We start from the raw sequence: 25,165 nt of genomic DNA, 5'->3' as shown, positions 1-25,165 counted from the left end.
CATCGTCATGAGGCCCGGATGCGCTCGATCGCCACATCGGCGGCGAAGCCGATGAAGGGATCGTCGGCGAAGCGCCGGCGGGTCTCGCGCAGCGCGTCGATGTGCTCGGGCTGGCCGGTCTCGGCCATGACCTCGATGGCGGCGGCCACGACATTGACCTCCCGGTCGGACAGCAGCACCTGCTGCAGCCACTGCGTCACCTGCTCATGGCGCAGCTCGCCGAGCAGGTTGACGGTGAAGATGCGCACATCCACATCGGCGTCGAGCAGCAGCGCCGAGATGCGCGGCCCCACCACCTTGGGCAGGCCCGACAGCACCTCGATGGCGCCATTGCGCAGCCGGGCGTCCTCGCTGCGCAGCAGCGGCAGCAGCGCGCTGACCGCCTCGTCGCTGGCCATCGTGCCCAGCGCGAGGAAGATGGCCTCGCGCACCGCCGCATCGCGCTCGACCAGCAGCTGGGCGCCGAGTGCCGCGGCAGCCTGCGGATGGCCGGTCAGGTCGCGCACCGCCCAGCGGCGCTGCTCGGCATCGCCCCCGCGCAGCTGGGCGACCAGTCCGTCGACATGGCGCGGAAAGCCGCGGTCGACGACCTCGCGCAGCGGATCCGGCGTGTTGCTCTTTCTCAGTCCCATGCGGTGTCCCCTGTGGCCCGTGTCGTTGGCAGTGATGAATCGGTTCTCAGCCCAGGCGCTGCACCCAGGTGCGCAGTTGCCGGGCCACGTCCTGGCTGGGCAGCACCACGCTGGCGCCCCCGCGCTGGATCAGCTCGGACGGCATGCCGAAGACGACGCAGCTCGATTCGGCCTCGGCGATCGTTCGGCCGCCGCGCGCCTTCAGCTCGGCCATCGCCCGGGCGCCGTCGAAGCCCATGCCGGTCATCAGCACGCCCACCAGCTGCGAGGCCGGAAGAACCCGCATCGCGCTCTCGACCATCACGTCGGCTGACGGATGCCAGGGATGGGCGGGAGACTCCGGCCGCGGCTGTGCGACCAGACGCCCGAGCCGCTCGACCACGACCAGATCGGTGCCGCCGCGGCCGATGTGGATGCGCCCGGGCTCCAGCGGCATCGGCTCGCCGACCTCGACCACCTCCAGCGCGCACATGCGGTCCATGCGCTGCGCGAAGGCCAGCGTGAAGTTCGGCGGCATGTGCTGGGCCACCAGCACCGGCCAGGGAAAGTCGGCCGGCAGCTGCGGCAGCACATCCTCGAGCGTGCGCGGCCCGCCGGTGGAAATGCCGATCAGCACCAGGCCCGGACAGCGGCCCATGCCACCGCGCGGCGGAGCGGGCGATGCAGATGCCGGTGCGCTCGTGGTCGTGCGAGGACTCGCCGGAGCGGGTCGTGCCAGAGCGGGGCGCGGAGCACGCTGCACCGGCGCGGGCATCGCGGCCGCCGGTCGGCCCGGCCGCAGCCGGATGCGCGAGGCGGTGCGCACCTTCTCCAGCAGCAGCGCCTGGATGTCGTCGATGCTCAGCGAGATGGTGCCGCCCGGCTTGGCGATGAAGTCGACCGCACCGAGCGCCAGCGCCTCCATCGTGGCCTGCGCGCCCTTCTCGGTCAGCGACGAGACCATGACGATCGGAGTGGGCCGCGCCTGCATCATCAGCGACAGCGCGGTCAGTCCGTCCATCTCGGGCATGTTGATGTCGAGCGTGACGACATCGGGCTGCCACTCGAGCAGCTGCTCCACGCCTTCACGCCCGTTGCGGGCGGCGGCGACCGTCCAGCCGGCCTGCGTCAGCACGGCCGAGAGCAGCCGGCGCATCAGCGCCGAATCATCGACGACGAGAACCTTGCCGGGCATGGTCGGGCAATCTCCTTGTGCATCAGGCGGCACGAGCCATCGATGGGGCGGTGCGGGACTCGCCCGCAGGCTCGAGCGACTCGATGGCACGCACCTCGCGCGCGGCCAGCAGCTGGGTCGGATCGATCAGCAGCACCAGGCGGCGGTCGCCATCGAGCCGCGCGACCCGGCCGATCAGGCGGATCTGCTCGTCGGAGAGCTGCGGCGCCGGCGCGATGTTCTGGCGCGGAATGCGCAGCACCTCGGCCACCGAGTCGACGATGAAGCCGGTGCGCAGGCCGCCGAGCGTGAACACCATGATGCGCTGGCGATCGTTGCGCTCGATCGCGTCCATGCCCAGGCGGCGACGCTGGTCGATGACCGGCAGCACCGTGCCGCGCAGATTGATCACGCCCTCGACGAATTCGGGCGTGCGCGGCACGCGGGTGAGCGTCTCGGGCAGGCGCACGATCTCCTGCACGCTCATGATCGGCACGCCGAACTCCTCCGCGCCGAGGCGGAAGATGACGACCTGGGCGTCCTCGTCGTCGGGAGGGGAAATCATGCTGTGGGTCGATCTGTTCATCGATGCGTCCGGGCTGGAGAGTGAATCGGCCGATCCGGATCGGTCTGAAGACCCGGAAACCCCCGGGGCGCCCAGCTGCAGGGCCTCTCTCACGCTGTCCATGCCGAGCAGCCGGTCGGTGGCGATGATCGAGACCAGCCGGCGGCCGCCGTCGAGCCTGCAGATCGCCGAGAACTCCTGCAGATCGGCGTCGCGCGTCAGGATGCCGGGCATGGTGTCGGCCTGGCTGCGCGGCACGCTGAGCACTTCCTTGACGGTGTCGGTGACCAGACCGATCTGGCCGCCGCCGGGCAGCGCCACGACGACGATGCGGTGATGCTCGTCCAGCTCCGCATCCGCCAGCGCGAACAGCGAGCGCAGGCTCACCAGCGGCAGCAGCCGGCGGCGCAGCGAGATCAGCCCGAGCACATGGCCCGGCGCCCCGGGCACCGCGGTGATCGTCTCCGGCACCTGGACGATCTCCTGCACGTCGGCGATGTCGAGCGCATATTCCTGCGCCGCCACCGTGAAGCTCACCAGCCGCAGCTCGCCGCTGCCCTCGCCGGGCTCGGCCCGGTCGGCGGACTCGCCGCCATCGGCCGCGCGCGAGCCGCTGACCGCGCCGCTTTCGCGCGACGGAATCATGCGGGTGAGGTGCTGCTGGACCAGCCGGGCAAAGTCGATGATCAGCAGCAGGTCGCGATGGCCGCCATGACCATCGGACACCTCGCGGCGGATCACCCCGGTCAGGCAATCGGTCTGCACCACAGACTGAACCACCTGCGCCGGCTCGATCTCGCTGGCATCGACGCTGATGACGCTGGCCACCCGGTCGACGACGAAGCCCAGCGACTGGCCGATGTGGATCACCAGCGCACGGGTGGCGTCATCGTTGTCGCGCTCCGGCGTGCCGAACAGCCGGCGCAGGCTGATGATCGGCAGCACCCGGCCGCGCAGATTGGCCAGCCCCTCGAGGGCCGGCGGCGTCAGCGGCATGCGCGCGACATCGGGCACGCGGATGATCTCCTGCACCGGCGCCATCGGCACCGCGAACATCTCGCCGGCGACGCTGAAGGTGACGAACTGCTGCGTCTGCCCGGCCGCCCGCGTCTCGTCGCCGTCGGCGACCGTGTGGAGCGCCTCCATCTCAGTTGCTCTGCAGCTCGTCGGCCAGCGAGGCGATCTCCTCGATCGCGGCGGAGAGCTCCTCGGCACCCTGAGACTGCTGGCGCGCCGCGGCCGAAGCCTGCTCGGCGGCCTTCTCGGACTCCTGGGCCGCCGCGGAGACCTGGTCGACCGCCACGCGCACCTGCGACAGGGCCGAGACGATCTCCTGGGCCGACTCGGCCGCCTCGACATTGCCCTTCTCGACCTCGACGACATCGCCTTCCATCGCCGACAGGTTGGCGGTGATCGAGCGGGTCTTGTCGACCTCGGCCAGCGCGGCCGTGGCGATCTCGCCCAGGTCGCGGCCGACGGTGGCGATCTGGTCCTGGATGCCTTTGACCAGATCTTTGATGCGGTCGGCATTCTCGGCCGAGTCATGCGCGAGATTGCGGATGTCGGTGGCCACCACCACGAAGCCCTTGCCGTACTCGCCGGCACGCGCCGCCTCGATCGAGCCGTTGACCGCCAGCATGTTGGTCTGGATCGAGACCTGGGTGATGGCATCGACGATCTTGTCGATCTTGCGGCTGACCAGCTCCAGCTCCTTGATCTGCTGCAGGCTGGTGCGGGTGGAGGCCACGCTGTCCGAGATGCTGCTCACCAGCCCCTCGATCATCTGCTTGTTGTCGATCATCAGGGCGCGGATCGCGCTGGAGCGCTCACGCGCGTTCTGCGCCCGCTCGGAGGCGATCTGCGCGCCGCGTTCGATCTGCGTGATCGCCGCGGCGGACTCGGCGGTGGCCGAGGCCTGGGTCTGCGCGCCCTTGCGGATCTCGTCGAGCGCCACCATGATCTGCGCGGCCGAGCGGTTGATCTCCTGCACCGCACCGGCGAGCTGCTCGGCGGCGCTGGCGACTTCTTCGGCGCTCTTGCCGATGTCCGAGGAGTTCTTCAGCTCGTCGGCGATCTCCGACAGGTTCTGCGAGGTCTGCTCGCACTCGGACAGCGCCGCGCTCTGCTCGTCGACCGTCTTGGCCGCCTCCTCGCAGGCGGAGGACTGCTGCGCGGCCGCCGCGGCGATCTGCTCGGCGCCCTTGAGCGCCTGCTGCGAGGCCACGCTGGCCTGCTGGGCCGCGGCGGAGATCTCGCTGGCCCCGGCCACGATGTCGGCCGCGTCATGGCGCACCCGGTCGAGCTGGCGCAGGATCTGTTCGCTCTTCTCGACCTCGCCGGCGATCGTCTCGGACGACTGGTTGATGCCGGCCGCGATGGCCTTGACCTCGCCCTGGATCTGACCGACCAGATCCTGGATCTGCTTGGCGCTCTTCTCGCTGGTCTCGGCCAGCGTGCGCACTTCGTCGGCGACCACCGCAAAGCCCTTGCCGTGCTGACCGGCCCGCGCGGCTTCGATCGCGGCATTCAGGGCCAGCAGATTGGTCTGGTCGGCGATGCGCGCCACCGCCTTGACGATGTCGCCGATGTTGGCCGCCTGGCGCTCGAGCTCGGCCACCCGCTGCACCGACTCGGCCTGGCGGCGCGCCGCCAGCGTGACATTGGCCACCGTGGCGCGCACCTCGGAATCGATGCGGCTGGTGGTGGCCTGCATGCTGTCGGCCTTGGCTCGCGAATTGTTGACCGCGGACAGCTGGCGGGCGATCGAAGCGCTGACCTGGGTGATCGCTGCGAGCGATTCCTGGGCTGCGCCCGAGGCTTCCTCGGCGCCGCTGGCGATCTGGTCGGCCGCGCGCTTGAGCTCTTCGGAAGCGGAGGCCGCCTCGTTGATGCCGGCCGACAGCTGGCTCGATGCGCTGGCCACCCGCTCGGCAACCTGCTGCTGCTTGGCCAGCGTGCGTGCGCGCTTGCGGCCGGCCTCGGCGTCGCGGGCCATCGTACGGGTCACGCCGCGTGCGACGACCGGGGCGGCCACGGGTTCATGAACGGTCTCTCGATGCTTGGTCACCAGCGCCATGGACGGGCTCCGAATGTTCTGGACTGAGGGGACAGCGACTCCGTCCGGTCATCGACGGCGGCAGGTCGTGTGCAGGGCGCAGTGATTCGATCACGCGGATTCCCGACGCCATGAAGGGATTTGCCGGGCTTTTCCGTTCTTTTGCGGTGTCCGTCTCGGCACCTTGCAGGACTGGCGCGGGGCGCGCCGAAGCTGATAGACTGCACGCCGCTGCAGGTGATCCGGTTCGTGAAGAACGGCCGGATTTAAACGGGAAGCCGGTGAAAAGCCGGCGCTGCCCCCGCAACGGTCAGCGAGAGAAGATCAGGTCACGATGCCACTGGAGCCGCGGTTCCGGGAAGGCGACCCGATCGGCAGGACCGCCCGACAGGGCGATTCCCGCGCTCGCGAGCCCGGAGACCGGCCTGAAGCATGCGCACTGGCACCGCGGAGGGCGGCGACCGGACGACACGGGACTGCGCCGCAGCCCCGTGCAGGACCGGCCCCGGTCCTGTTGCGTCCGACCCCGCCCGATGCCGCCAGCGATTCTCTCGCGACAGCCGCACGGGGCGTGCGGCCGACAGGCATGACGACACAGACTCCTTCCGGGCGGCCCGACCGCCTCTGCCCCGCGCTGCTGGTCAGCGCACCGGCCTCCGGCCAGGGCAAGACCACGGTGACGGCCGCGCTGGCCCGCCACTGGCGCCGCCAGGGCCTGCGGGTGCGGGTGTTCAAGACCGGCCCCGACTTCATCGATCCGATGGTGCACGAGCACGCCAGCGGCGCGCCGTGCCGGCAGCTCGACCTGTGGATGGGCGGCGAGGATCACTGCCGCGAGCTGCTCTGGCAGGCCGCCGGCGAGGCCGACCTGATCCTGGTCGAGGGTGTGATGGGCCTGCACGACGGCAGCGCCTCGAGCGCGGCGCTGGCCGAGCGGCTCGGGCTGCCAGTGCTGGCGGTGATCGACGCCAGCGCGATGGCGCAGACCTTCGGCGCGATCGCGCTCGGGCTGAAGCTGTACCGGCCGGGGCTGGACTTTGCCGGCGTGATCGCCAACCGCGTCGGCAGCGAGGGCCATGCGCGCATGGTCATCGAGAGCCTGCCGCCGGGCATGGCCGCATTCGGCGCGCTGCCGCGCTGCGAGGCGCTGGAGTGGCCCTCGCGCCACCTGGGCCTGGTTCAGGCGGCCGAACTGCCGGACCTGGAGCGCCGGCTGGAAGGCGCAGCCGATGTGGTCGCGCGCGCCGCACCGCCGCTGCCCGCACCGGTGCGCTTCATCGCGCCGGCCGAGGTCGACGCCCCGCCGCGGCGCCTGGCCGGCCGCACGGTGGCCATCGCCCGCGACGACGCCTTCGCCTTCCTGTACCCCGCCAATGTCGACCTGCTGGCGCAGCTCGGCGCACGCGTCGTCTTCTTCTCGCCGCTGGCCGACGAGCCGGTGCCGGCCGAGGCCGATGCGCTCTACCTGCCCGGCGGCTATCCGGAGCTGCATCTGGAGCGGCTGGAGGAGGCGTGCCGCACCCGCGACACGATCCGCGCCTTTCACGCCGCCGGCCGGCCGATCGTCGCCGAGTGCGGCGGCCTGCTCGCGCTGGGGGATGGCCTGAGCGATCTGGCCGGTCGACGCGCCGCGATGTGGGGCCTGCTGCCGGGCGAGGGCCGCATGCAGCCGTGCCTGGTCAACCTCGGCATGCACACCGCCGACCTGCCTGAGGGCACGGTGCGCGGCCACACCTTCCACCACGGCCAGTTCGAGAGCCCGCTGCCCGCTGCCGGCCGGACCCGGGCCGAGCGTGACCACGGCCGGCCGGAATCCGTCTGGCGCCTCGGCCGGCTGCACGCCTCCTTCCTGCACCTCTACTTCCCGTCGAACCCGAGCGCGATCGCGGCGCTGTTCGATCCGGCCACGCCGCCGCCCGGCGGCTGAGCGCCCGTCCTTCCCGACACGCCTGACCTGATGCGCGCGGAGCCCTGGCGGCCCCGTGCCGGGCCGGCTCGCGCCTGCCCCCTTCTTCCCTGTCCCTTGTCCACGGAGATTTCACGATGCATATCGAACCCGGCTTCCTGTCCGATGCCAAGATCATGGCCGCCAATGTGGCCGCCGTCGGCCTGCTGGCCGCGCATGCACCGGCGCTGTGGCGCCGGCCTGCCCTGTGGCTGCGCACGCTGCTGGCGGCGGTCTTCTTCTCGGTCTTCATGCAGAGCTTCCACCTGCCGGTGGGACCGTCCGAGCTGCATTTCATCGGCGCGATGCCCGTCTATGTGCTGTTCGGCCTGCTGCCGACCCTCTTCGGCTTCGCGCTGGGCCTGCTGATGCAGGGCCTGCTGTTCGAGCCGCAGGATCTGGTGCATCTGGCGGTCAATGCGCTGTCGCTGATCGTGCCGCTGCTGGCGGTGCACCACACGCTGGGCCGTCGCCTGGGCGAAGGCACGCCGGGTCTGGCCGCGCTGCTCAAGCTCGACGGCGCCTACTACGCCGGTGTCACGCTGATGGTCGGCTTCTGGCTCGCCAACGGCGAACAGGCGGTCTCGCTGGCCGAGTGGGGCCGCTTCGCGGCGTCCTATCTGGGTGTGGTGGCGCTGGAGCCGCTGGTCACCATCGCGCTGGTGCGTGGCGCCGCGGCACTGCGCTCGCAGCGCTGGGCGCGGGTCTGTCTGGACGAGCGCCTGACGCTGGCCGGGGCGGCCTGAATGCGCGGCACCGTCTGGTTCGTCGGCGCCGGCCCCGGAGACCCGGAGCTGCTGACCGTCAAGGGCCGCGCGCTGATCGAGCGCGCCGGCGCGATCCTGTTCGCCGGCTCCCTGGTGAACGAGGCCGCGACCCGCTGGGCGCCGCCGGGCTGCGTCATCGCCGACAGCAAGGAGATGACGCTGCCGCAGATGGCCGCCTGGCTGATCGAGCAGGCCGACGCGCACGAGACGGTGGTGCGGCTGCAGACGGGCGACCCGGCGCTCTACGGCGCGCTGATCGAGCTGGTGCAGCCGCTCGACGCCGCCGGCGTGCCGGTGCGCGTGGTGCCCGGCGTGTCGTCGGCGATGGCCTCGGCGGCGGCGGCGGTCGAGAGCTTCACGCTGCCGGAGGTCACGCAGAGCGTCATCTTCACCCGCGTCGAGGGCCGCACGCCGATGCCGCCGGGCGAGGACCTGGCCGCGCTGGCGGCGCACCGCACCACGCTGTGCATCTTCCTGTCGATCACGCTGCTGCACAAGGTCGAGGCCGGGCTGCGCGCGGCGGGCTGGCCGGAGGACGCGCCGATCGTCGTCGTCCACAAGGCCAGCTGGCCGGGCGAGGAGCGCATCGTGCGCGGCACGCTTTCCGACATCAAGCAGCGCTGCCGCGACGCCGGCATCGTCAGTCAGGCCATGGTCCTCGCCAGCCCCACGCTGGGCGCGCGCCACTGGCCGGACCTCGTCAAGTCGAAGCTCTACGACCCGGGCTTCACCCACCGCTTCCGCAAGGCTTGCGCATGAATTACCACCCAGACTGCATCCTGCTCGTCGGCCACGGCTCGCGCGAGGAATCCGGCAATGTCGAGATCCGCGAGTTCGTCGCGCAATGGCGCGCGCGCCAGCCGCGCTGGCGCATCGAGGTCTGCTTCATCGAGTTCGCGCCGCCCTCGCTGCACGACGGCCTGATCGCCGCGGCGCAGGGCGCGCGCCGCGTGCTGGTGCTGCCGCTGATCCTCAACGCCGCCGGCCATGTGAAGATGGAGATCCCGGAGGCGATCGAGCACGCCCGCGCGCACTGCCCCGGTACCGAATTCCTCTACGGCCCGCACCTCACCGCCTGCGATCCGATCCTGGCGATCCTCAAGCGCCGGCTGCGCAGGGCCATGAATGCGCTCGACATGCCGGACCCGACGACCACCGGCGTGATCCTGCTGGGGCGCGGCTCCTCCGACCGCGCCGCCAACGGCGACATGGCCAAGATGGCGCGCTGGCTGCAGGAGGCGGGCGACCACGAGCTGGTCGACCTGGCCTTCACCGGCATCACCTTCCCGCGGCTGGAGCGGGTGGTGCAGCGCCAGGCGCTGATCGGCATGCGCCAGATCGTGGTGCTGCCCTACTACCTCTACACCGGCACGCTGATGCAGCGCATCCATCGCCAGGTCGAGCACCTGCGCGCGCAGTACCCGCAGATCCGCTTCGCCGCCTCGACGCACTTCGGCTTCGAGGATGAAATCTTCGCGCTGCTGGAGCAGCGCGTCGCCGACCTGCAGGCCGGCACCCCCGACAGCCGCCTGCCCTGCGACGGCTGCAGCTACCGCGAGATCGCGCACGACCTCGGCCACGGCCATTCGCACGAGCACACGCATCAGCACGCGCACCAGCACGCACCGGCATGAGCACCGTCAACACCGTCACCGAGCAGCTCACCCGCGCCGGCCAGGCGATCGAGCATGACAGCTTCGCGATCATCGACGCCGAGGCCGGCCCGCACCGCTACACGCCCGAGCAGTGGCCGATCGTGCGCCGCATGATCCACGCCAACGCCGACTTCGAGTTCAACGGCCTGACCGACTTCCACCCGGAGGCGGTCGAGGCCGGCATCCGGGCGATGCTGCAGGGCAGCGCGCCGGTGGTGGCCGATGTCGAGATGATCTGCTCCGGCCTGTCGCGGCCGCGCCTGGCGCACTTCGGCATGACGACGCACCAGTTCATCAGCGATGCCGACGTGATCGCGCAGGCCCGGGCCGAGGACACCACCCGCGCGGTGCAGGCGATGCGCAAGGCGCACCGGCTCGGGCGGCTGGAGGGCGCGATTGTGGGCATCGGCAATGCGCCAACCGCGCTGATCGAGCTGGTGCGGCTGATCCGCGAGGCGGGCGTGCGCCCGGCGCTGGTGGTCGGCATGCCGGTGGGATTCGTCTCGGCGGCCGAGTCGAAGGACCTGATGGCCGAGATCGCCGATGTGCCCTGGATCGTCATCCGCGGCCGCAAGGGCGGATCGACGCTGGTGGTGGCCGCCGTGCACGCGCTGCTGTCGCTGGCCGAGGCGCGGCAGAAGGCCGCCGCGGCCTGACGCTGGAGAGGCCGCTTCCATGATGGACAAGACCGTCAAGCGCGGCACGCGCACCGGCTTCACCACCGGCGCCTGCGCGGCCGCGGCCGCCCGCGCCGCCGCGCTCGGACTGGTCGAGGGCGCGGTGCCGGCCGAGGTCGAGAGCCTGCTGCCCAACGGCGACCGGGTGCGCTTCGCCGTGCACGACGGCCGCTGCGAGGGCGAGGGCACCGGGCGCGCCGCCCACGCGATGGTGGTGAAGTTCGCCGGCGACGACCCCGACTGCACCGATGGCGCGCACCTGACCGCCGAGGTGCGGATCGATCCCGACCGGCCCGGCGTGGTCACGCTGCACGGCGGCTTCGGCGTCGGCACCGTGACGATGGCCGGGCTGGGGCTGGAGGTCGGCGGGCCGGCCATCAACCCGGTGCCGCGACGCAACATCGAGGACAACCTGCGCGAGGTGGCCGCCGGCCTGCTCGACGAGGTCGGGCTGGTGGTGACGATCTCGGTGCCGCAGGGCGTCGAGATGGCGAAGAAGACGCTCAACGCCCGCCTGGGCATCCTGGGCGGCATCTCGATCCTGGGCACCACCGGCATCGTCAAGCCCTATTCGACCGCCGCCTACCGCGCCAGCGTGGTGCAGGGCGTGCAGGTGGCGGCCACGCTTGGCCACGGCGTCGTCGTGCTGACCACCGGCGGGCGCACCGAGCAGTTCGCGATGAAGGAGCGCCCCGCGCTGCCCGCCGCCTGCTTCGTGCAGATGGGCGACTTCCTGCGCTACGCGCTGGACGAGGCGGTGGCGCAGGGGCTGCGCGAGGTGGTGATCGGCGGCATGGTCGGCAAGCTGACCAAGATCGCCCAGGGCGAGACCATCACCCACGCCAACCGCGCCGAGGTCGACACCGGCCTGCTGGCCGGGCTGGCCGCCGGCATCGGCGCGCCGCCCGAGGAATGCGCCGCCATCGCCGCCGCCGAGACGGCCCGCTTCGCCGCCGAGCGCATGGAGGCGCTCGGGCTGCTGAACGAATTCCACGCCGCGCTGGCGCAGAAGGTGGTGTCCACGCTGACCACGCCCGAGCGCTACGGCCAGCGCTTCCACCTGCAGGTGCTGGTCTGCGATTTCGAGGGCCGCAAGATCGCCGAGGCGAGTTCGGCCCGCTGACGAGGACTGCTGATGAACACCGATGTCTTTCCGGATCCCAACCCCTGCCGGGTGCTGGGCGTGCTCGACGACGGCGCGGCCAGCCTGAGCGCGACCGCGCGGGCGCAGCTGCGCGCGGCCGACCGCGTGATCGGCGGCGCGCGCACGCTCGCGCTGCTGGAAGCCGAGATCCGCCCCGACGCCGAGCGGCTCGACCTGACCGGCAAATTGAGCGCCGTGCCCGGCTGGGTGAGCGAGGCGCGCGAGGCCGGCCGCAAGGTGGTGGTGCTGGCCACCGGCGACCCGCTCTGCCACGGCATCGCCGGCTTCCTGGCCGCGCGGCTGTGCGTGCAGGCGATCGAGGTGCTGCCCAATGTCTCGACGCTGCAGCTGGCCTGCGCGCGCCTCAAGCTGGTCTGGCAGGACGCGCGCATCGTGTCGATCCACGCCCGGGACGCCGGCGAATGGCAGGTCGGCGCGCCGCCCACGCATGGCCTGCACGCGCTGGCGCAGGCGCTGCGCGCACATGACCGCCTGCTGGTGCTGACCAGCCCCGACAACACGCCCGCACGCATCGCCCGGCTGCTGCTCGCCGAGGGGCAGGGCGAGGACTTCCGCATGGCGGTGGCCGAGCGGCTGCTGCAGCCGGACGAGCGGGTGCGCGCCGAGCTGGCGCCGGCCGAGGTGGCCGAGGCGCCGCCGCAGGCCTTCGCCGATCCGAACGTGGTGCTGCTGTGGCGGGTGTGCCCGCGGCCGAACCCGGTGCGCTTCGGCCTGGCCGACCGCGACTATCGGCAGCGGCAGCCCGACAAGGGCCTGATCACCAGGCAGGAGGTGCGTGCGGTGTCGCTGGCGCGGCTGCAGCTGCGCGCCGACAGCAGGGTGTGGGACATCGGCGCCGGCTCCGGCTCGGTCGGGCTGGAGGCGGCGCGGCTGTGCCCGCAGGGCCACGTCTGGGCGATCGAGAAGAACGAGGCCGACATCACCATCGCGCGCGCCAACCGCGATGCCTTCGGCGTCTCCAACCACACGCTGGTGCACGGCCGCGCACCCGAGGGGCTCGAGGCCTGGCCCGATCCGGACGCCGTCTTCATCGGCGGCTCCGGCGGCGAGCTCTCCAGCTTGATCGCGCTGGGCCTGCGCCGGCTGCGCCCGGGCGGTCATCTGGTGATGAACTTCGTGACGCTGGAGAACCTGGCCGTGGCCACGCAGGCGCTCAAGGCGATGGCGGCGACCGATGCGATCGACTGGGACGTGCTGCAGCTGCAGGCCGCGCGCAGCCGCCCGATTCTCGACATGCACCGCATGGCTGCGGAAAACCCGGTGTGGATCGTCTGCGCCCGCAAGGAGGCCGCATGAATCCGGGCCTGAAGAAGATGGGCACGCTGCACGGCGTCAGCCTCGGCCCCGGCGACCCGGGCCTGATCACGCGGCGCGCCTGGGCGCTGCTGGAGCGCACCGACACCGCCTGGGTCTACCCGGCGCGCAGCACGAAGACGCCGAGCTACGCCTTCGACATCGTCGCGCGCGCGGGCCTGGTGCCGCCGACCGACCACCAGAGCCTGCTGTTCCCGATGACGCACGACGGCGACAAGCTCGCCCGCGCCTGGCTGCGCGCGGCCGAAGTCGTCTGGCCGAAGCTGCGCGCCGGACAGGATGTGCTGTTCCTGGTCGAGGGCGACGCCAGCACCTACGCCACCTTCGGCCACCTGGCGCGCACGCTGCGCGCGCTGGCCGAGGAAGAGGGCGCCGAGCTGCCGATCGAGGTGGTGGCCGGCGTCAACGCCTTCACCGCGGCCTGCGCCACGCAAGGGCTGCCGCTGTGCGAGCAGGACGACACCGTGGCGCTGGTGCCCGCGGCCTACGGCGTCTCGGCGATCGACCGGCTGCTGGCCGACTTCGACACCCTGGTGCTGCTGAAGGTCAAGCCGCTGATCGGCGAGCTGCTCGACTGGCTGGAGCGGCGCGAGCTGCTCGGCCACGCCAGCTTCGTCGAGCGCTGCGGCGCACCCGACGAACAGGTGGCCGACACGCCCAAGGCCCTGCGTGCGCTGCGCGAGCGCAAGGTCAGCTACCTCTCGCTGATGATCGTGCGCAGCCCGCACCGGGTGCGCGGCGAGCGCATCCGCGGCTGCCTGAAGAAGACCTCGCCCGGAGTCGCCGCATGAACGCTGTCCCGTCCGTTTCCGCTGTCGATGCGCGCGTCTGCATCGTCGCCATCACGAAGCACGGCGCCGCGCAGGCCGCGGCACTGGCGCGCCGGCTGCCGCAGGCGTCGATCTGCACCTCGGCCAGGTTCGCCGGCGCCTTCGCCGCCGTGGCCAATCCGGTGCGCGCCTACGAGGGCGCGCTGCGCGACGAGATCGCGCCGCTGTTCGAGGGCTTCGACCAGCTGGTCTTCTTCGTCTCGCTCGGTGCCGTGGTGCGACTGATCGCGCCGCACCTGAGGAACAAGGACGTCGATCCCGGCGTGACGGTGATCGACGATGCCGGCCAGTTCGTCATCCCGGTGCTCTCGGGCCATGTCGGCGGCGCCAACGCGATGGCCGAGCAGGTGGCCGGACTGATCGGCGCCACGCCGGTGGTGACCACCGCGTCGGACGTGGGCCGCACCATCCCGGTCGACATTCTCGGCCGCGAGCTGGGCTGGCGCGTCGAGGCGCCGAAGATCAACATCACCCGCGTCTCGGCGCATGTGGTCAACGGCGAGCCGATCGCCTTCGTGCAGGAGGCCGGCCGGCCCGACTGGTGGACGCGGCCCACGCCGCTGCCGGCCAGCATCGAGCGCCTGACGCGCTTCGACCAGGTCGATCCGGCCCGCCACCGCGCGGTGCTGTGGGTCACGCACGCCGAGATCGCGCCCGAGGTCTGGACGCGCTGGGCCGAGCGCTTGGTGGTCTACCGCCCGCCGCACGAGGAGCCGGCCGCATGAAGCCGCGCCTCGCGCTCGGCCTGGGCTGCGACCGCGGCACGCCCGAGGCCACGCTGCGCCAGGCCGTCGATCAGGCGCTGACCCAGGCCGGTGCGGTCCGGGCCGATGTGGCGGCGGTGGCCAGCATCACGCTGAAGGCCGACGAGACCGGCCTGCTGGCGCTCTGCCGCACCGAGGGCTGGACGCCGGTCTTCCATGCGCCGGACGTCCTGGCCCGGGTCGCGGTGCCCAACCCGTCCGAGACGGTGCGCCGCCACACCGGCACGCCCTCGGTCAGCGAGGCCGCCGCGCTGCTGGCCGCCGGCCGTGCCGACGAGATGCGCGCGCTGGTCGTTGAGAAGCACCGCCTGCGCGGGCCGGACGGGCGCCATGCCACCGTGTCGGTGGCGCGGATGCGCAGCCCGGCTCCATCCCCTGAATCCCCCGAACCGGAGATCCCGTGAACGATCCCATCCTTCCCGCCGCACTCGCCGAGTTCGACGCCTCCCCCCCACCCGCCGGCAAGATCATGCTCGTCGGCATCGGCCCCGGCAGCGTCGAGCACATGACCGCGCGCGCCCGCAGCGCCATCGCCGAGGCCGATGTGGTGGTCGGCTACGTCACCTACATCAAGCTGGTCGCCGACCTGCTGGAGGGCAAGGAGGTCGTGCGCAAGGGCATGACCGAGGAGCTTGACCGCGCGGTCAGCGCGCTCGACGCCGCCCGCGCCGGCAGGAAGGTGGCGCTGGTCTCCAGCGGCGACGCCGGCGTCTACGGCATGGCCGGGCCGACCTACGAGGTGCTGTTCCAGGCCGGCTGGACGCCAGAGGGCGACGTCGCGGTCGAGATCGTGCCGGGCGCCTCGGCGCTCAACAGCTGCGCCGCGCTGGTCGGCGCGCCGCTGACGCACGACTTCTGCGCCATCTCGCTCTCGGACCTGCTCACGCCCTGGCCGGTGATCGCCCGCCGGCTCGATGCGGTGGCGATGGCCGACTTCGTCGTCGCGCTCTACAACCCCAAGAGCGGCCGCCGCACCCGCCAGATCGTCGAGGCGCAGCGTCTGTTCCTGCGCCACCGCCGCGCCGACACGCCGGTGGCCATCGTCAAGAGCGCCTACCGCCGCCGTCAGAACATCGTCTTCACGACGCTGGCGCAGATGGCCGAGCAGGACATCGGCATGCTCAGCACCGTGCTGATCGGCAACAGCAGCACCTTCGTGCGCGACGGGCTGATGGTCACGCCGCGTGGCTACGCCAACAAGTACGACGCCGAACAGGGCTTCGAGACCCGCGACGGCGAGAAGGCCGGCCGCTCGCTCTCCACCGGCCTGCTCGGCTGGCTGGACACGCTGCAGGCCGACCACGCCGCCGGCGAGAGCGTCGAGCAGCTCGCCGCGCGCCACCGCCTGCCGGTCGACTACATCCGCGCCACGCTGGACGAGCCGCTGGAGGCCGCCGCCGCCGATCTGCCCGAGGAGAGCGAAGCATGAGCGAGACCGCCGTCAAGCCGAAGATCGGCGCCTACCGCCGCCACCTGCTGGTCTGCACCGGTCCGCGCTGCACCCAGGACGGCCAGGCCCAGGCGCTGTTCGACAGCCTGGGCGAGAAGTTCAAGGCCGCGGGCCTGAACGACGGCGAGCTGCGGGTCAAGCGCAGCCGCGTCAGCTGCTTTGCCGCCTGCAAGGGCGGCCCGGTGATGTGCGTGCAGCCCGACGGCACCTGGTACCACGACGTCACGCCGCAGAACATGGACCGCATCATCGCCTCGCACCTGGTCGGCGGCGAGCCGGTCGCCGATCTGGTCTTCCACCAGGGCCCGGGCACCTGCGCGGACGACGACGCCCACGACTGAAGCGACGGGGGAGGGTGCGCTTTTCGGCGCATCCGTCCTCGGCGCGCCATGCTGCACTGGCGCGATGGATGCCCCTCCTGCCGCCACCGACCGCCGCGTCATCCAGATCCACGCCGACGCGCCGCGCAAGCCCGCGCCCGGCCAGGCCTGCAACGGCTGCGGCCTGTGCTGCCTGACCGAACCCTGCCCGGTCGGCATGCTCGCCAGCCAGCGCCGCGACGGCGCCTGCCGCATGCTCGAATGGGACGAGGGCGCCGCGCGCTATGTCTGCGGCCTGCTGACCGGCCAGCACGCGCCGCTGCCCGTCTGGCTGCGTCCGGCCGCCCCGCTGCTGCGCCGCAGCGCCCGCCGCCTGATCGCCGCGGGCATCGGCTGCGACTGCACGCTGGAGGTGGAATCCGCAGGTGCCGAGCCGTCCGGCGACCGGCACTGAGCGTCGGACCCGTCCGACACGTCCGCGCAGGTCCGGCCGACAGCGCCGGGGCACGCTGCGGCGCACCATGAGGACATGCCGGCTTCGCACCCTTCCGTGCCCCGGCGCCGAACACGGAGTTCCCCATGTCTGATTCCCGCACCCGCCTCCTCGTCATCACCGGCAGCCTGCGCCGCGCCTCGTTCAACCGCATGGTCGCGCAGACGCTGCCGGAGCTGGTGGCGGTCGATGTCGAGATCGCGCTGCATGCGACGCTGGGCGACATTCCGCTCTATGACCAGGACACCTTCGACGCCGGCCTGCCCGACGGCGTGGCGCGGCTGGCCGAGGCGGTGTTCGCGGCCGATGGCGTGGTGATCGTGACGCCGGAATACAACTACTCGGTGCCGGGCGCGCTGAAGAACGCGCTGGACTGGCTCTCGCGCCTGCCGGGCAAGCCGATGGGCTCCCGACCGGTGGCGCTGCAGAGTGCGTCGATGGGCATGCTCGGCGGCGTGCGGGCGCAGTACCACCTGCGCCAGGTGCTGGTCGCGCTGGATGCGCGGGTGATGAACCTGCCCGAGGTGATGATCGGTCAGGTGCAGAACAAGGTCGATGCCGACGCCGGCCGGCTGATCGACGGCGACGCGCGCGAGCACATCCGCCGCCAGCTCGACGCCTTCGTGCGCTTCATCCGCCGCTGAGCGGCGGTGCACCGCCCGCGCCTGCCGGCACAATGCCGGCATGACCCATTCCCTCCCCCGCCCGGCCTGCGCCGACGACGACACCGAGGTCCTGGTCCTGCCCAACGGCGTGCGCATCCTGGCGGTGCGGCCCTCGCATCTGGCCAGCACGAATGTCAGCATCTATGTGCGCACCGGCAGCCGCCATGAGAGCGCACGGCTCAACGGCATCAGCCATGTCGTCGAGCACATGGCCTTCAAGGGCACCGCGACGCGCGACTGCCAGCAGATCAATCTCGAGGCCGAGCTGCTCGGCGCCGAGGTCAACGCGCACACCGACAAGGACCATACCGCCTACCACATGCGCGGTCTGGCGCGCGACGCACTGACCTTCGTGCGCATGCTGGGCGACATCGTGCGCCACGGCAGCTTCCCCGAGGCCGAGCTGGAGCGCGAGCGCCAGGTGATCCTGCAGGAGTTCCTCGAGGACGAGGACGATGCGCTGTCCACCGCCTTCAAGCTCTTCGACGAGGCCTCCTTCGGCAGGCATGCGCTGGCGCAGCCGGTGATCGGGCGGCGGCGCAACATCGAGCGCTTCAGCCGCGACGAGCTGACCGGCTATGTCGCGCGCCAGTACACCGGCAGCAACCTGATCGTGGCGGTGTCCGGCCCGGTCGAGCTGCAGGCGCTGGCGCGCGAGGTCGAGGCCGTCTTCGGTGACATGCCCGCCGGCACGCCCAATCTCGTGGCGCCGCCGACCTGGGTCGGCGGGGTGAAGAGCCGGCGCCAGCCGGGCTCCAGCCAGACGCATCTGGTGACGGGATTCCCGCTGCCCGACCGGCTCGATCCGCTGGCGGCCACCGGCGTGATGGCCGCGGCGGTGCTGGGCGAGGGCATGAGCTCGCCGCTGCTCGACCGGGTGCGCGAGCGCCTGGGACTGGTCTACTACGCCGGCTGCTCGACCGACCAGTCGGATCTGGCCGGGCAGTTCGTGCTGGAGGCCTCGACCACGGCCGAGCACCTCGAGGCCTGCCAGGACGAGATCGTCGCGCTGCTGCAGGCGCAGGCCGAGCGGGTCAGCGAGACCGACCTGCTGCGCGCGCGCAACCAGATCGCGGTGCGCGCGGTGCGCCAGCGCGAGGGCGCGCAGCACCGGCTGGAGACGGCCGCGCTCGACCTGTTCGCGCTCGGGCGGGTGCGCAGCGGTGCCGAATGGCTGGCGGCGCTGGAGGCGGTGGACGCCGATGCGGTGCGCGACTGCACCCGGCGCATGCTGGCCGCGCCGGCCGCGGTGGCGATCACCGGCAAGGTGCCGACCGGCACCCGGGAGCGCACCGAGGAGCGCATGGAGCGCCTGCGCAGCACCGTGACGGGCTGAGCGGCATCCGGGGCAACCCGGATCAGCGATGCCGAGGGAAGATAGCTGCTAGTGCCCGCCGACTCTGGCCGGCATGGCGGTGGCTGCCGAGAATGCGCGAAGTCTCCCTCAGGATTTCGCATGACCTCCGACTCCCGCGCGCTGCCGCCGCCCGTCAAGGGCATCTCCTCGATGGCCACCCGCCAGCTGCTGGCCGAGCTGGTCGCCGACTGGCAGGCCCGCAGCGGCCACTCGGCCGAGATCGCCTCGGTGGGCGGCGTCGATGCCGCCCGGCGCGTCGCCGCCTGCGAGGCCTTCGACGTGGTGATCCTGGGCTCGGACGCGATCGACAAGCTGATCGCTGGCGGCCATGTGCAGCCGGGCAGCCGGGTGGATCTGGTGCGCTCGGGCGTGGCGGTGGCCGTGCGCGCCGGCGCCACACATCCCGACCTCTCCAGCGAAGAAAGCGTCAAGGCCGCCGTGCTGGCCGCGCGCAGCGTCAGCTGCTCGACCGGCCCGAGCGGTGTCGCACTGGCGAAACTGTTCGAGCGCTGGGGCATCGCCGCCGACGTGGCCGAGCGCCTGGTCACGCCGCCGCCGGGCACGCCGGTGGGCTCGCTGGTCGCCGCGGGCGAGGTCGAGCTGGGCTTCCAGCAGCTCAGCGAGCTGATCCATGTCGAGGGCATCGACATCGTGGGCCCGCTGCCCGACGCGATCCAGATCACCACGATCTTCTCGGCCGGCGTCGCCGCCACCTGCACGCAGCCGGATGCGGTGCGCGCGATGCTCGACTTCATGAAGTCGCCCGAGGCCGCCGCCGCGAAGCGCCGCCAGGGCATGGAACCGGCCTGAGCACGGCCGCCTCGTTCGCCTTGTCCGCCTCTTTTCCCGTCTTTTCACCGAGCGCCCCATGAGCCAAGCCCAACCCCTGATCATCGACGTCCACGGCCACTACACCACCGCGCCCGCTGCGCTCGGCGCCTGGCGCGACCTGCAGATCGCCGCGCTGAAGGACCCCAGCCAGAAGCCCGACCCGAAGGCGCTGAAGATCAGCGATGACGAGCTGCGCGAGTCGATCGAGAAGAACCAGCTGCGCCTGATGAAGGAACGCGGCTCGGACCTGACCATCTTCAGCCCGCGCGCCAGCTTCATGGCGCACCACATCGGCGACTTCGAGACCTCGAGCACCTGGGCGGCGATCTGCAACGAGCTGTGCTACCGCGTCAGCCAGCTGTTCCCGGACAACTTCATCGGCGCGGCGATGCTGCCGCAGTCGCCGGGCGTGGACCCGAAGACCTGCATTGCCGAGCTGGAGCGCTGCGTCAAGGACTACGGCTTCGTCGGCATCAACCTGAACCCGGATCCGTCGGGCGGCCACTGGAACAGCCCGCCGCTGACCGACCGCCACTGGTACCCCATCTACGAGAAGATGGTCGAGTACGACATCCCGGCGATGATCCATGTCTCGACCAGCTGCAACAGCTGCTTCCACACCACCGGCAGCCATTACCTGAACGCCGACACCACCGCCTTCATGCAGTGCCTGCAGGGCGACCTGTTCAAGGACTTCCCCACGCTGAAGTTCCTGATCCCGCACGGCGGCGGCGCGGTGCCCTACCACTGGGGCCGTTTCCGCGGTCTGGCGCAGGAGATGAAGAAGCCGCTGCTCGACGAGCATCTGCTGAACAACATCTTCTTCGACACCTGCGTCTATCACCAGCCAGGCATCGACCTGCTGACCAAGGTGATCCCGGTGAAGAACATCCTGTTCGCCTCCGAGATGATCGGCGCGGTGCGCGGCATCGACCCGCAGACCGGCTACTACTACGACGACACCAAGCGCTACGTCAACGCCACCGAGAACCTGACGGACGAGGAGCGCTACGCGGTGTTCGAGGGCAATGCCCGCCGCGTCTTCCCGCGCATGGATGCGGCGCTGAAGGCCAAGGGGCTTTGACTCCGACGGCGTGCGGCTGGAGAGCCAGGCTAGAACGCCCGGGTCTGGGCCTTTGCCCTCTCTCTTTCGGCCGCACGCTTGTCGGCTTCCTGCTCCGCTCTCATTTCCGCGTGGGCAACCGGATCGGTGAAGGTCAGGTACGTCGTGGTATCCGGCCAGCCCCGCGAAACGCTGACCGTCATGCCTTGCGGAAATTTCCAGGTGTAGGTGACCGGCCCCAGGCCCTCATTGCCTGATCGGGTGCTGGCGCGCCCGTACTTGTGCGTCACCATCGTGGCCACCTGGGTCACCAGACCGGTGTCCATGAAGCCTTCGAACTCGTACTGCGCAAACGCGAAAGTTCCGGTCCTGCCCACATAGCCGGCGATGAAGCCCGACGCGCCGTCCAGAACGCCTGCCGCGCTGTAGGTGTCGACCCAATACTTGTCTTCGACACGCACCGGCTGCAACCCGCCCGCCTCGAAAACCTCGCGAAGCTGCTCTCGCGTGGCGGATTTCAACTGCACGCCAAAAAGCTCGAGGTAGGCTGGCGGCTTTGCCTGCGACGGAGGCTGCGGCGACTTGGTCTGAGCGGCAGCCACCATCGTTGCGGCAAGAACTGCCGACAAGAGAACGGATTTAACGGCAATCATCGCTGTTGATGCTGTTATTGTGAAAAAAGTCAGCTTACCGATTGCCATTTTTGCCGTCCACGGCACCGCTGAACGTTCGTGACTGAAGTCACGACAGAACAGGCTCCGCGTGACCGTCGGTGCACGCTTGCTGCAGACAAAAAGTCAATCACTTAACCATGATAAGTTTCATTATCATGGTTAATGTTTTTTTCATAAAACTCAGCTTTCTGCCATGCGCACTCCTGAAAGATCCAGCCAGGTCAGGCACTTGGCAGACCGTCTTCGCCACTGGGCGCGGCGCATCAAGCGCGATGCGGTCACCCTGTGGTTCGCCTGCAGGAATGCGAAAACGCCCCGAGCCGTGAAGCTGCTGTGCCTCTTCGTGGTGGCCTACGCACTCAGCCCCATCGATCTGATTCCGGACTTCATCCCGGTGCTCGGATACCTTGACGATGTGCTGCTGCTGCCTGGGATGATCTGGCTGGCAGTCAGGCTGCTGCCGCCGGCCGTGCTCGAAGACAGCCGCCTCCGAGCCGAGGCCTGGATGACCGAACAGGGTCGCAAGCCCGTCAGCAAGGTCGGTGCGGCGGTGATCGTGCTGCTGTGGGCCGCAGCGGCAGCAGGCGCCTGGGCATGTGCGGCGGACACCCGACCTTGACCTGCATCAGCCTGGCGGATGGCATGCAAGGTCACATTGCAGCCCGCACCCAGACAGGGTGTACCCAGGAGATCCCATGAGCATTCTCGGCGCCATCGTGCGCACTTCCCGTGATCGCGTCGCGGAGCTGTCGCGCCAGCTCGCCCAACAGCCTGGCGTCGATGTCGCGCTCGATCCGGGTGATGGCCGGCTGATTCTCGTCATCGAGGACAGCGCGGGCATCGCCGCCTCGGCCACGCTGGCTGCGATTGCGCTGCTGCCCGGGGTCGTCGATGTCTCGCTGGTCTACGAGCATGGCGGCGATGACCCGGTCGAGAGCGCCGGCATGAACGCCACCTCCTGGCGCGCCGGCCTGCATGAACTGGCCGCCGGCGTGGACCTGCGGCACGACCGCACCTGAGCCCTCCTGAGGGCCCCATCCGTGCCGGCCGTCTTGAACCAGTTCAAGGACTTTCCTCCCGTGAACGGCGAGCATCCGGCCGCACTGTTGGAGGAAGCATGGAATCGAATCGTCGCGACTTTCTGAAGGCCCAGGCCCTGAGCGCCACCGCCGCTGCAGCCGGCATTCCGATCGTCGTCGAAGCCGCCGAAGGCGCGTCGGCGCCGGTGGCGGGCGGCGCAGTGCGCTGGGACAAGGCACCGTGCCGCTTCTGCGGCACCGGCTGCGCGGTGATGGTGGGCGTGCAGGACGGCCGCGTCGTCGCCACCCAGGGCGACCCGGAAGCGCCCGTCAACCGCGGCCTGAACTGCATCAAGGGCTACTTCCTGTCCAAGATCATGTACGGCCGCGACCGGCTGACCACGCCGCTGCTGCGCAAGAAGAACGGCCAGTACGCCAAGGACGGCGACTTCGTGCCGGTCAGCTGGAACGAGGCCTTCGATATCATGGCCGCGAAGTGGAAGGAAGCGATCAAGACCTCCGGCGTGAACTCGCTGGCGATGTTCGGATCCGGACAGTGGACGGTCTGGGAGGGCTATGCGGCATCCAAGCTCTACAAGGCGGGCTTCCGCACCAACAACCTCGACCCGAACGCGCGCCACTGCATGGCATCAGCCGTGGCCGGCTTCATGCGCACCTTCGGCATCGACGAGCCGATGGGCTGCTATGACGACATCGAGCAGGCCGACGCCTTCGTGCTGTGGGGCTCGAACATGGCCGAGATGCACCCGATCCTGTGGAGCCGCATCACCGACCGGCGCCTGTCGCATCCGCATGTCAAGGTCGCGGTGCTGTCGACCTACGAGCACCGCAGCTTCGACCTGGCCGACGCCGGGCTGATCTTCAAGCCGCAGACCGATCTGGCGATCCTCAACTACATCGCCAACTACATCATCACCAACAAGAAGGTGAACCAGGACTTCGTCAAGAAGAACGTCAACTTCAAGAAGGGCGCCACCGACATCGGCTACGGCCTGCGCCCGGTGCATGCGCTGGAGAAGGACGCCACCAGCAACGGCTACCCCGGCGCCGACGGCAAGCCCAAGGGCAGCCCGAACGACGCCAGCCCGATCAGCTTCGAGGAGTACGCGAAGTTCGTCGCCGAGTACACCGCGGAGAAGACCTCGGAGATTTCCGGTGTGCCGGTGCGCCAGCTGGAAGAACTGGCCAAGCTCTACGCCGACCCGAAGGTCAAGGTGATGTCGCTGTGGACGATGGGCTTCAACCAGCACACCCGCGGCACCTGGGCCAACAACATGGTCTACAACATCCACCTGCTGACCGGCAAGATCAGCCAGCCGGGCAACAGCCCGTTCTCGCTGACCGGCCAGCCGAGCGCCTGCGGCACCGCACGCGAGGTCGGCACCTTTGCGCACCGCCTGCCGGCCGACATGGTGGTGACCAACCCCGAGCACCGCCATCACACCGAGGAGATCTGGGGCCTGCCCGAGGGCACGATTCCCGACAAGATCGGCCTGCACGCGGTGGCGATGGCCCGGGCGCTGAAGGACGGCAAGATCCGCTGCTACTGGAACACCACCAACAACAACATGCAGGCCGGGCCGAACATCAACGGCGAGCTGCTGCCGGGCTGGCGCAATCCGGCCACCTTCATCGTCGTCAGCGATGTCTACCCCAACGCCAGCGCAATGGCCGCCGACCTGATCCTGCCCAGCGCGATGTGGGTCGAGAAGGAAGGGGCCTTCGGCAACGCCGAGCGCCGCACCCAGTTCTGGCGCCAGCAGGTCCAGGCCCCGGGCGAGGCCCGCTCCGACCTGTGGCAGATGATGGAGTTCTCCAAGCGCTTCAAGGTCGAGGAGGTCTGGCCGGCCGAGCTGATCGCGAAGAAGCCCGAGTTCAAGGGCAAGACGCTGTTCGACATCCTGTTCGGCAACGGCAAGGTCAACCGCTATCCGCTGGCCGACCTGACGAAGGTCAACAGCAAGTACATCAAGGACTACCGCAACGACGAGTCCAAGGCCTTCGGCTTCTACGTGCAGAAGGGCCTGTTCGAGGAGTACGCCGAGTTCGGCCGCGGCCACGGCCATGACCTGGCGCCCTTCGACGTCTACCACGAGGTGCGCGGCCTGCGCTGGCCGGTGGTCGACGGCAAGGAGACGCTGTGGCGCTTCCGCGAAGGCTACGACCCCTACGTGAAGAAGGGCGAGGGCCTGCGCTTCTACGGCCAGAAGGACGGCCGCGCCAACATCTTCGCGCTGCCCTACCAGCCCGCGGCCGAAAGCCCGGACAAGGACTTCGACCTGTGGCTGTGCACCGGCCGGGTGCTGGAGCACTGGCACACCGGCACGATGACCCGCCGCGTGCCCGAGCTGCACCGCGCGGTGCCCGAGGCGGTCGTCTTCATGCATCCGGACGACGCCCAGTCCCGCGGCCTGCAGCGCGGCATGAAGGTCAAGGTCGCCTCGCGCCGCGGCGAGATCACGCTCTCGGTCGAGACCAAGGGCCGCAACAAGGTGCCGCGCGGCCTGGTCTTCGTTCCCTTCTTCGACGAGGGCCGGCTGGTCAACAAGCTGACGCTGGACGCGACCTGCCCGATCTCGAAGGAGACCGACTACAAGAAGTGCGCCGTCAAGGTGGTGCGCGCCTGAGGCGCAGCACGCGGGAGAGCCCGATGAGCACCCGACGCGAGTGGCTGCAGCAGGCGGCGGGCGCCGGCGCGGCCGCACTGCTGGCCGGCGGCTGTGCGCTGCTGGCGCGCCCGGCCGTCGGCC

General features: G+C 70.5%; 25 protein-coding genes and 1 riboswitch. Of the genes, 20 read left to right on the top strand and 5 right to left on the bottom strand.

The window, feature by feature from the left end; all coding sequences use genetic code 11:
* Window positions 1–5: 5 nt before the first annotated feature.
* Genes HZU84_RS16035 through HZU84_RS16020 form a run of 4 tightly spaced genes read right to left on the bottom strand, consistent with a single transcriptional unit; the run spans window position 6 to window position 5,384 of the window.
* On the bottom strand, window positions 6–632 hold the full coding sequence (locus HZU84_RS16035) for a HEAT repeat domain-containing protein (protein WP_244954575.1): 627 nt from the start codon (window positions 630–632) through the stop codon (window positions 6–8).
* 46 nt (window positions 633–678) lie between these two features.
* Complete coding sequence (cheB, locus tag HZU84_RS16030; protein WP_149505508.1) at window positions 679–1,806, bottom strand: chemotaxis-specific protein-glutamate methyltransferase CheB; 1,128 nt, start codon at window positions 1,804–1,806, stop codon at window positions 679–681.
* A 22-nt stretch (window positions 1,807–1,828) separates the two neighbouring features.
* The gene (locus tag HZU84_RS16025; RefSeq protein WP_149505509.1) at window positions 1,829–3,496 is read right to left on the bottom strand and encodes a chemotaxis protein CheW; all 1,668 of its coding nucleotides are present in this window, start codon (window positions 3,494–3,496) and stop codon (window positions 1,829–1,831) included.
* Between the two features lies 1 nt (window position 3,497).
* Complete coding sequence (locus HZU84_RS16020) at window positions 3,498–5,384, bottom strand: methyl-accepting chemotaxis protein (protein WP_310734049.1); 1,887 nt, start codon at window positions 5,382–5,384, stop codon at window positions 3,498–3,500.
* Window positions 5,385–5,623: 239 nt separating this feature from the next.
* A riboswitch (cobalamin riboswitch) is annotated at window positions 5,624–5,849 on the top strand.
* Between the two features lie 142 nt (window positions 5,850–5,991).
* Between HZU84_RS16020 and HZU84_RS16015 the strand changes: the two genes are divergently transcribed.
* The 17 genes from HZU84_RS16015 (at window position 5,992) to HZU84_RS15935 (ending at window position 20,722) form a co-directional block, all read left to right on the top strand.
* Entirely contained in the window at window positions 5,992–7,332 is a 1,341-nt protein-coding gene (locus HZU84_RS16015; RefSeq protein WP_149505511.1) for a cobyrinic acid a,c-diamide synthase CobB, read from the top strand.
* A 116-nt stretch (window positions 7,333–7,448) separates the two neighbouring features.
* Window positions 7,449–8,096, top strand: coding sequence for an energy-coupling factor ABC transporter permease (locus HZU84_RS16010; protein ID WP_149505512.1), 648 nt, complete (start codon window positions 7,449–7,451; stop codon window positions 8,094–8,096).
* Window positions 8,097–8,876, top strand: a complete 780-nt coding sequence (cobM, locus tag HZU84_RS16005) for a precorrin-4 C(11)-methyltransferase (protein ID WP_149505513.1) — start codon at window positions 8,097–8,099, stop codon at window positions 8,874–8,876.
* Window positions 8,873–9,751 (top strand): sirohydrochlorin chelatase, encoded by an 879-nt coding sequence (locus HZU84_RS16000; protein ID WP_149505514.1) that lies wholly within the window; start codon window positions 8,873–8,875, stop codon window positions 9,749–9,751. The genes cobM and HZU84_RS16000 overlap by 4 nt, the downstream gene beginning before the upstream one ends.
* Window positions 9,748–10,428, top strand: a complete 681-nt coding sequence (locus HZU84_RS15995; protein ID WP_149505515.1) for a precorrin-8X methylmutase — start codon at window positions 9,748–9,750, stop codon at window positions 10,426–10,428. Before HZU84_RS16000 ends, HZU84_RS15995 begins: the two co-directional genes overlap by 4 nt.
* A 19-nt stretch (window positions 10,429–10,447) precedes the next feature.
* Window positions 10,448–11,572 carry a cobalt-precorrin-5B (C(1))-methyltransferase gene (locus HZU84_RS15990; protein ID WP_149505516.1) on the top strand — a complete coding sequence of 375 codons (1,125 nt, stop codon included), beginning with the start codon at window positions 10,448–10,450 and terminating at the stop codon, window positions 11,570–11,572.
* A 12-nt stretch (window positions 11,573–11,584) separates the two neighbouring features.
* A complete protein-coding gene (gene cbiE / locus HZU84_RS15985) occupies window positions 11,585–12,910 on the top strand; it encodes a precorrin-6y C5,15-methyltransferase (decarboxylating) subunit CbiE (protein ID WP_180693007.1) in 1,326 nt (441 codons plus the stop codon).
* Window positions 12,907–13,719, top strand: coding sequence for a precorrin-2 C(20)-methyltransferase (gene cobI / locus HZU84_RS15980; RefSeq protein ID WP_180693006.1), 813 nt, complete (start codon window positions 12,907–12,909; stop codon window positions 13,717–13,719). The genes cbiE and cobI overlap by 4 nt, the downstream gene beginning before the upstream one ends.
* On the top strand, window positions 13,716–14,483 hold the full coding sequence (locus HZU84_RS15975; RefSeq protein ID WP_149505518.1) for a cobalamin biosynthesis central domain-containing protein: 768 nt from the start codon (window positions 13,716–13,718) through the stop codon (window positions 14,481–14,483). Before cobI ends, HZU84_RS15975 begins: the two co-directional genes overlap by 4 nt.
* A complete protein-coding gene (locus HZU84_RS15970) occupies window positions 14,480–14,926 on the top strand; it encodes a cobalamin biosynthesis protein (RefSeq protein WP_149505519.1) in 447 nt (148 codons plus the stop codon). The genes HZU84_RS15975 and HZU84_RS15970 overlap by 4 nt, the downstream gene beginning before the upstream one ends.
* 65 nt (window positions 14,927–14,991) lie before the next feature.
* The gene (gene cobJ / locus HZU84_RS15965) at window positions 14,992–15,951 is read left to right on the top strand and encodes a precorrin-3B C(17)-methyltransferase (protein WP_149505738.1); all 960 of its coding nucleotides are present in this window, start codon (window positions 14,992–14,994) and stop codon (window positions 15,949–15,951) included.
* Window positions 15,948–16,313 carry a (2Fe-2S) ferredoxin domain-containing protein gene (locus tag HZU84_RS15960; RefSeq protein WP_149505520.1) on the top strand — a complete coding sequence of 122 codons (366 nt, stop codon included), beginning with the start codon at window positions 15,948–15,950 and terminating at the stop codon, window positions 16,311–16,313. The genes cobJ and HZU84_RS15960 overlap by 4 nt, the downstream gene beginning before the upstream one ends.
* Before the next feature lie 64 nt (window positions 16,314–16,377).
* A complete protein-coding gene (locus HZU84_RS15955) occupies window positions 16,378–16,746 on the top strand; it encodes a hypothetical protein (protein WP_149505521.1) in 369 nt (122 codons plus the stop codon).
* Between the two features lie 125 nt (window positions 16,747–16,871).
* Window positions 16,872–17,429: an NADPH-dependent FMN reductase gene (locus HZU84_RS15950; RefSeq protein WP_149505522.1), complete on the top strand. Its 558-nt coding sequence runs from the start codon at window positions 16,872–16,874 to the stop codon at window positions 17,427–17,429.
* A gap of 40 nt (window positions 17,430–17,469) precedes the next feature.
* A complete protein-coding gene (locus tag HZU84_RS15945; protein ID WP_149505523.1) occupies window positions 17,470–18,786 on the top strand; it encodes a M16 family metallopeptidase in 1,317 nt (438 codons plus the stop codon).
* A gap of 120 nt (window positions 18,787–18,906) precedes the next feature.
* Window positions 18,907–19,617 (top strand): substrate-binding domain-containing protein, encoded by a 711-nt coding sequence (locus HZU84_RS15940; protein ID WP_244954576.1) that lies wholly within the window; start codon window positions 18,907–18,909, stop codon window positions 19,615–19,617.
* Between the two features lie 76 nt (window positions 19,618–19,693).
* Entirely contained in the window at window positions 19,694–20,722 is a 1,029-nt protein-coding gene (locus tag HZU84_RS15935) for an amidohydrolase family protein (protein WP_149505740.1), read from the top strand.
* Window positions 20,723–20,751: 29 nt separating this feature from the next.
* On the opposite strand, the gene HZU84_RS15930 is transcribed toward HZU84_RS15935, so the two are convergent.
* Window positions 20,752–21,402, bottom strand: coding sequence for a hypothetical protein (locus HZU84_RS15930; RefSeq protein ID WP_149505524.1), 651 nt, complete (start codon window positions 21,400–21,402; stop codon window positions 20,752–20,754).
* A 166-nt stretch (window positions 21,403–21,568) separates the two neighbouring features.
* Here HZU84_RS15930 and HZU84_RS15925 point away from each other — a divergent pair, with 166 nt between their 5' ends.
* The 3 genes from HZU84_RS15925 to napA all read left to right on the top strand — a co-directional run bounded on the left by HZU84_RS15925 (window position 21,569) and on the right by napA (window position 25,042).
* A complete protein-coding gene (locus HZU84_RS15925) occupies window positions 21,569–21,994 on the top strand; it encodes a YkvA family protein (RefSeq protein WP_149505525.1) in 426 nt (141 codons plus the stop codon).
* Window positions 21,995–22,070: 76 nt separating this feature from the next.
* Window positions 22,071–22,394, top strand: coding sequence for a chaperone NapD (locus HZU84_RS15920; protein WP_149505526.1), 324 nt, complete (start codon window positions 22,071–22,073; stop codon window positions 22,392–22,394).
* 98 nt (window positions 22,395–22,492) lie between these two features.
* On the top strand, window positions 22,493–25,042 hold the full coding sequence (gene napA / locus HZU84_RS15915) for a nitrate reductase catalytic subunit NapA (RefSeq protein ID WP_149505527.1): 2,550 nt from the start codon (window positions 22,493–22,495) through the stop codon (window positions 25,040–25,042).
* Window positions 25,043–25,165 lie beyond the last annotated feature (123 nt).

The organism is Sphaerotilus sulfidivorans (assembly GCF_013426975.1).
Taxonomy (GTDB): domain Bacteria; phylum Pseudomonadota; class Gammaproteobacteria; order Burkholderiales; family Burkholderiaceae_C; genus Sphaerotilus; species Sphaerotilus sulfidivorans.
The sequence above is the reverse complement of the archived record's forward strand: the minus strand, read 5'-3'. Positions and strand labels throughout refer to the sequence as shown.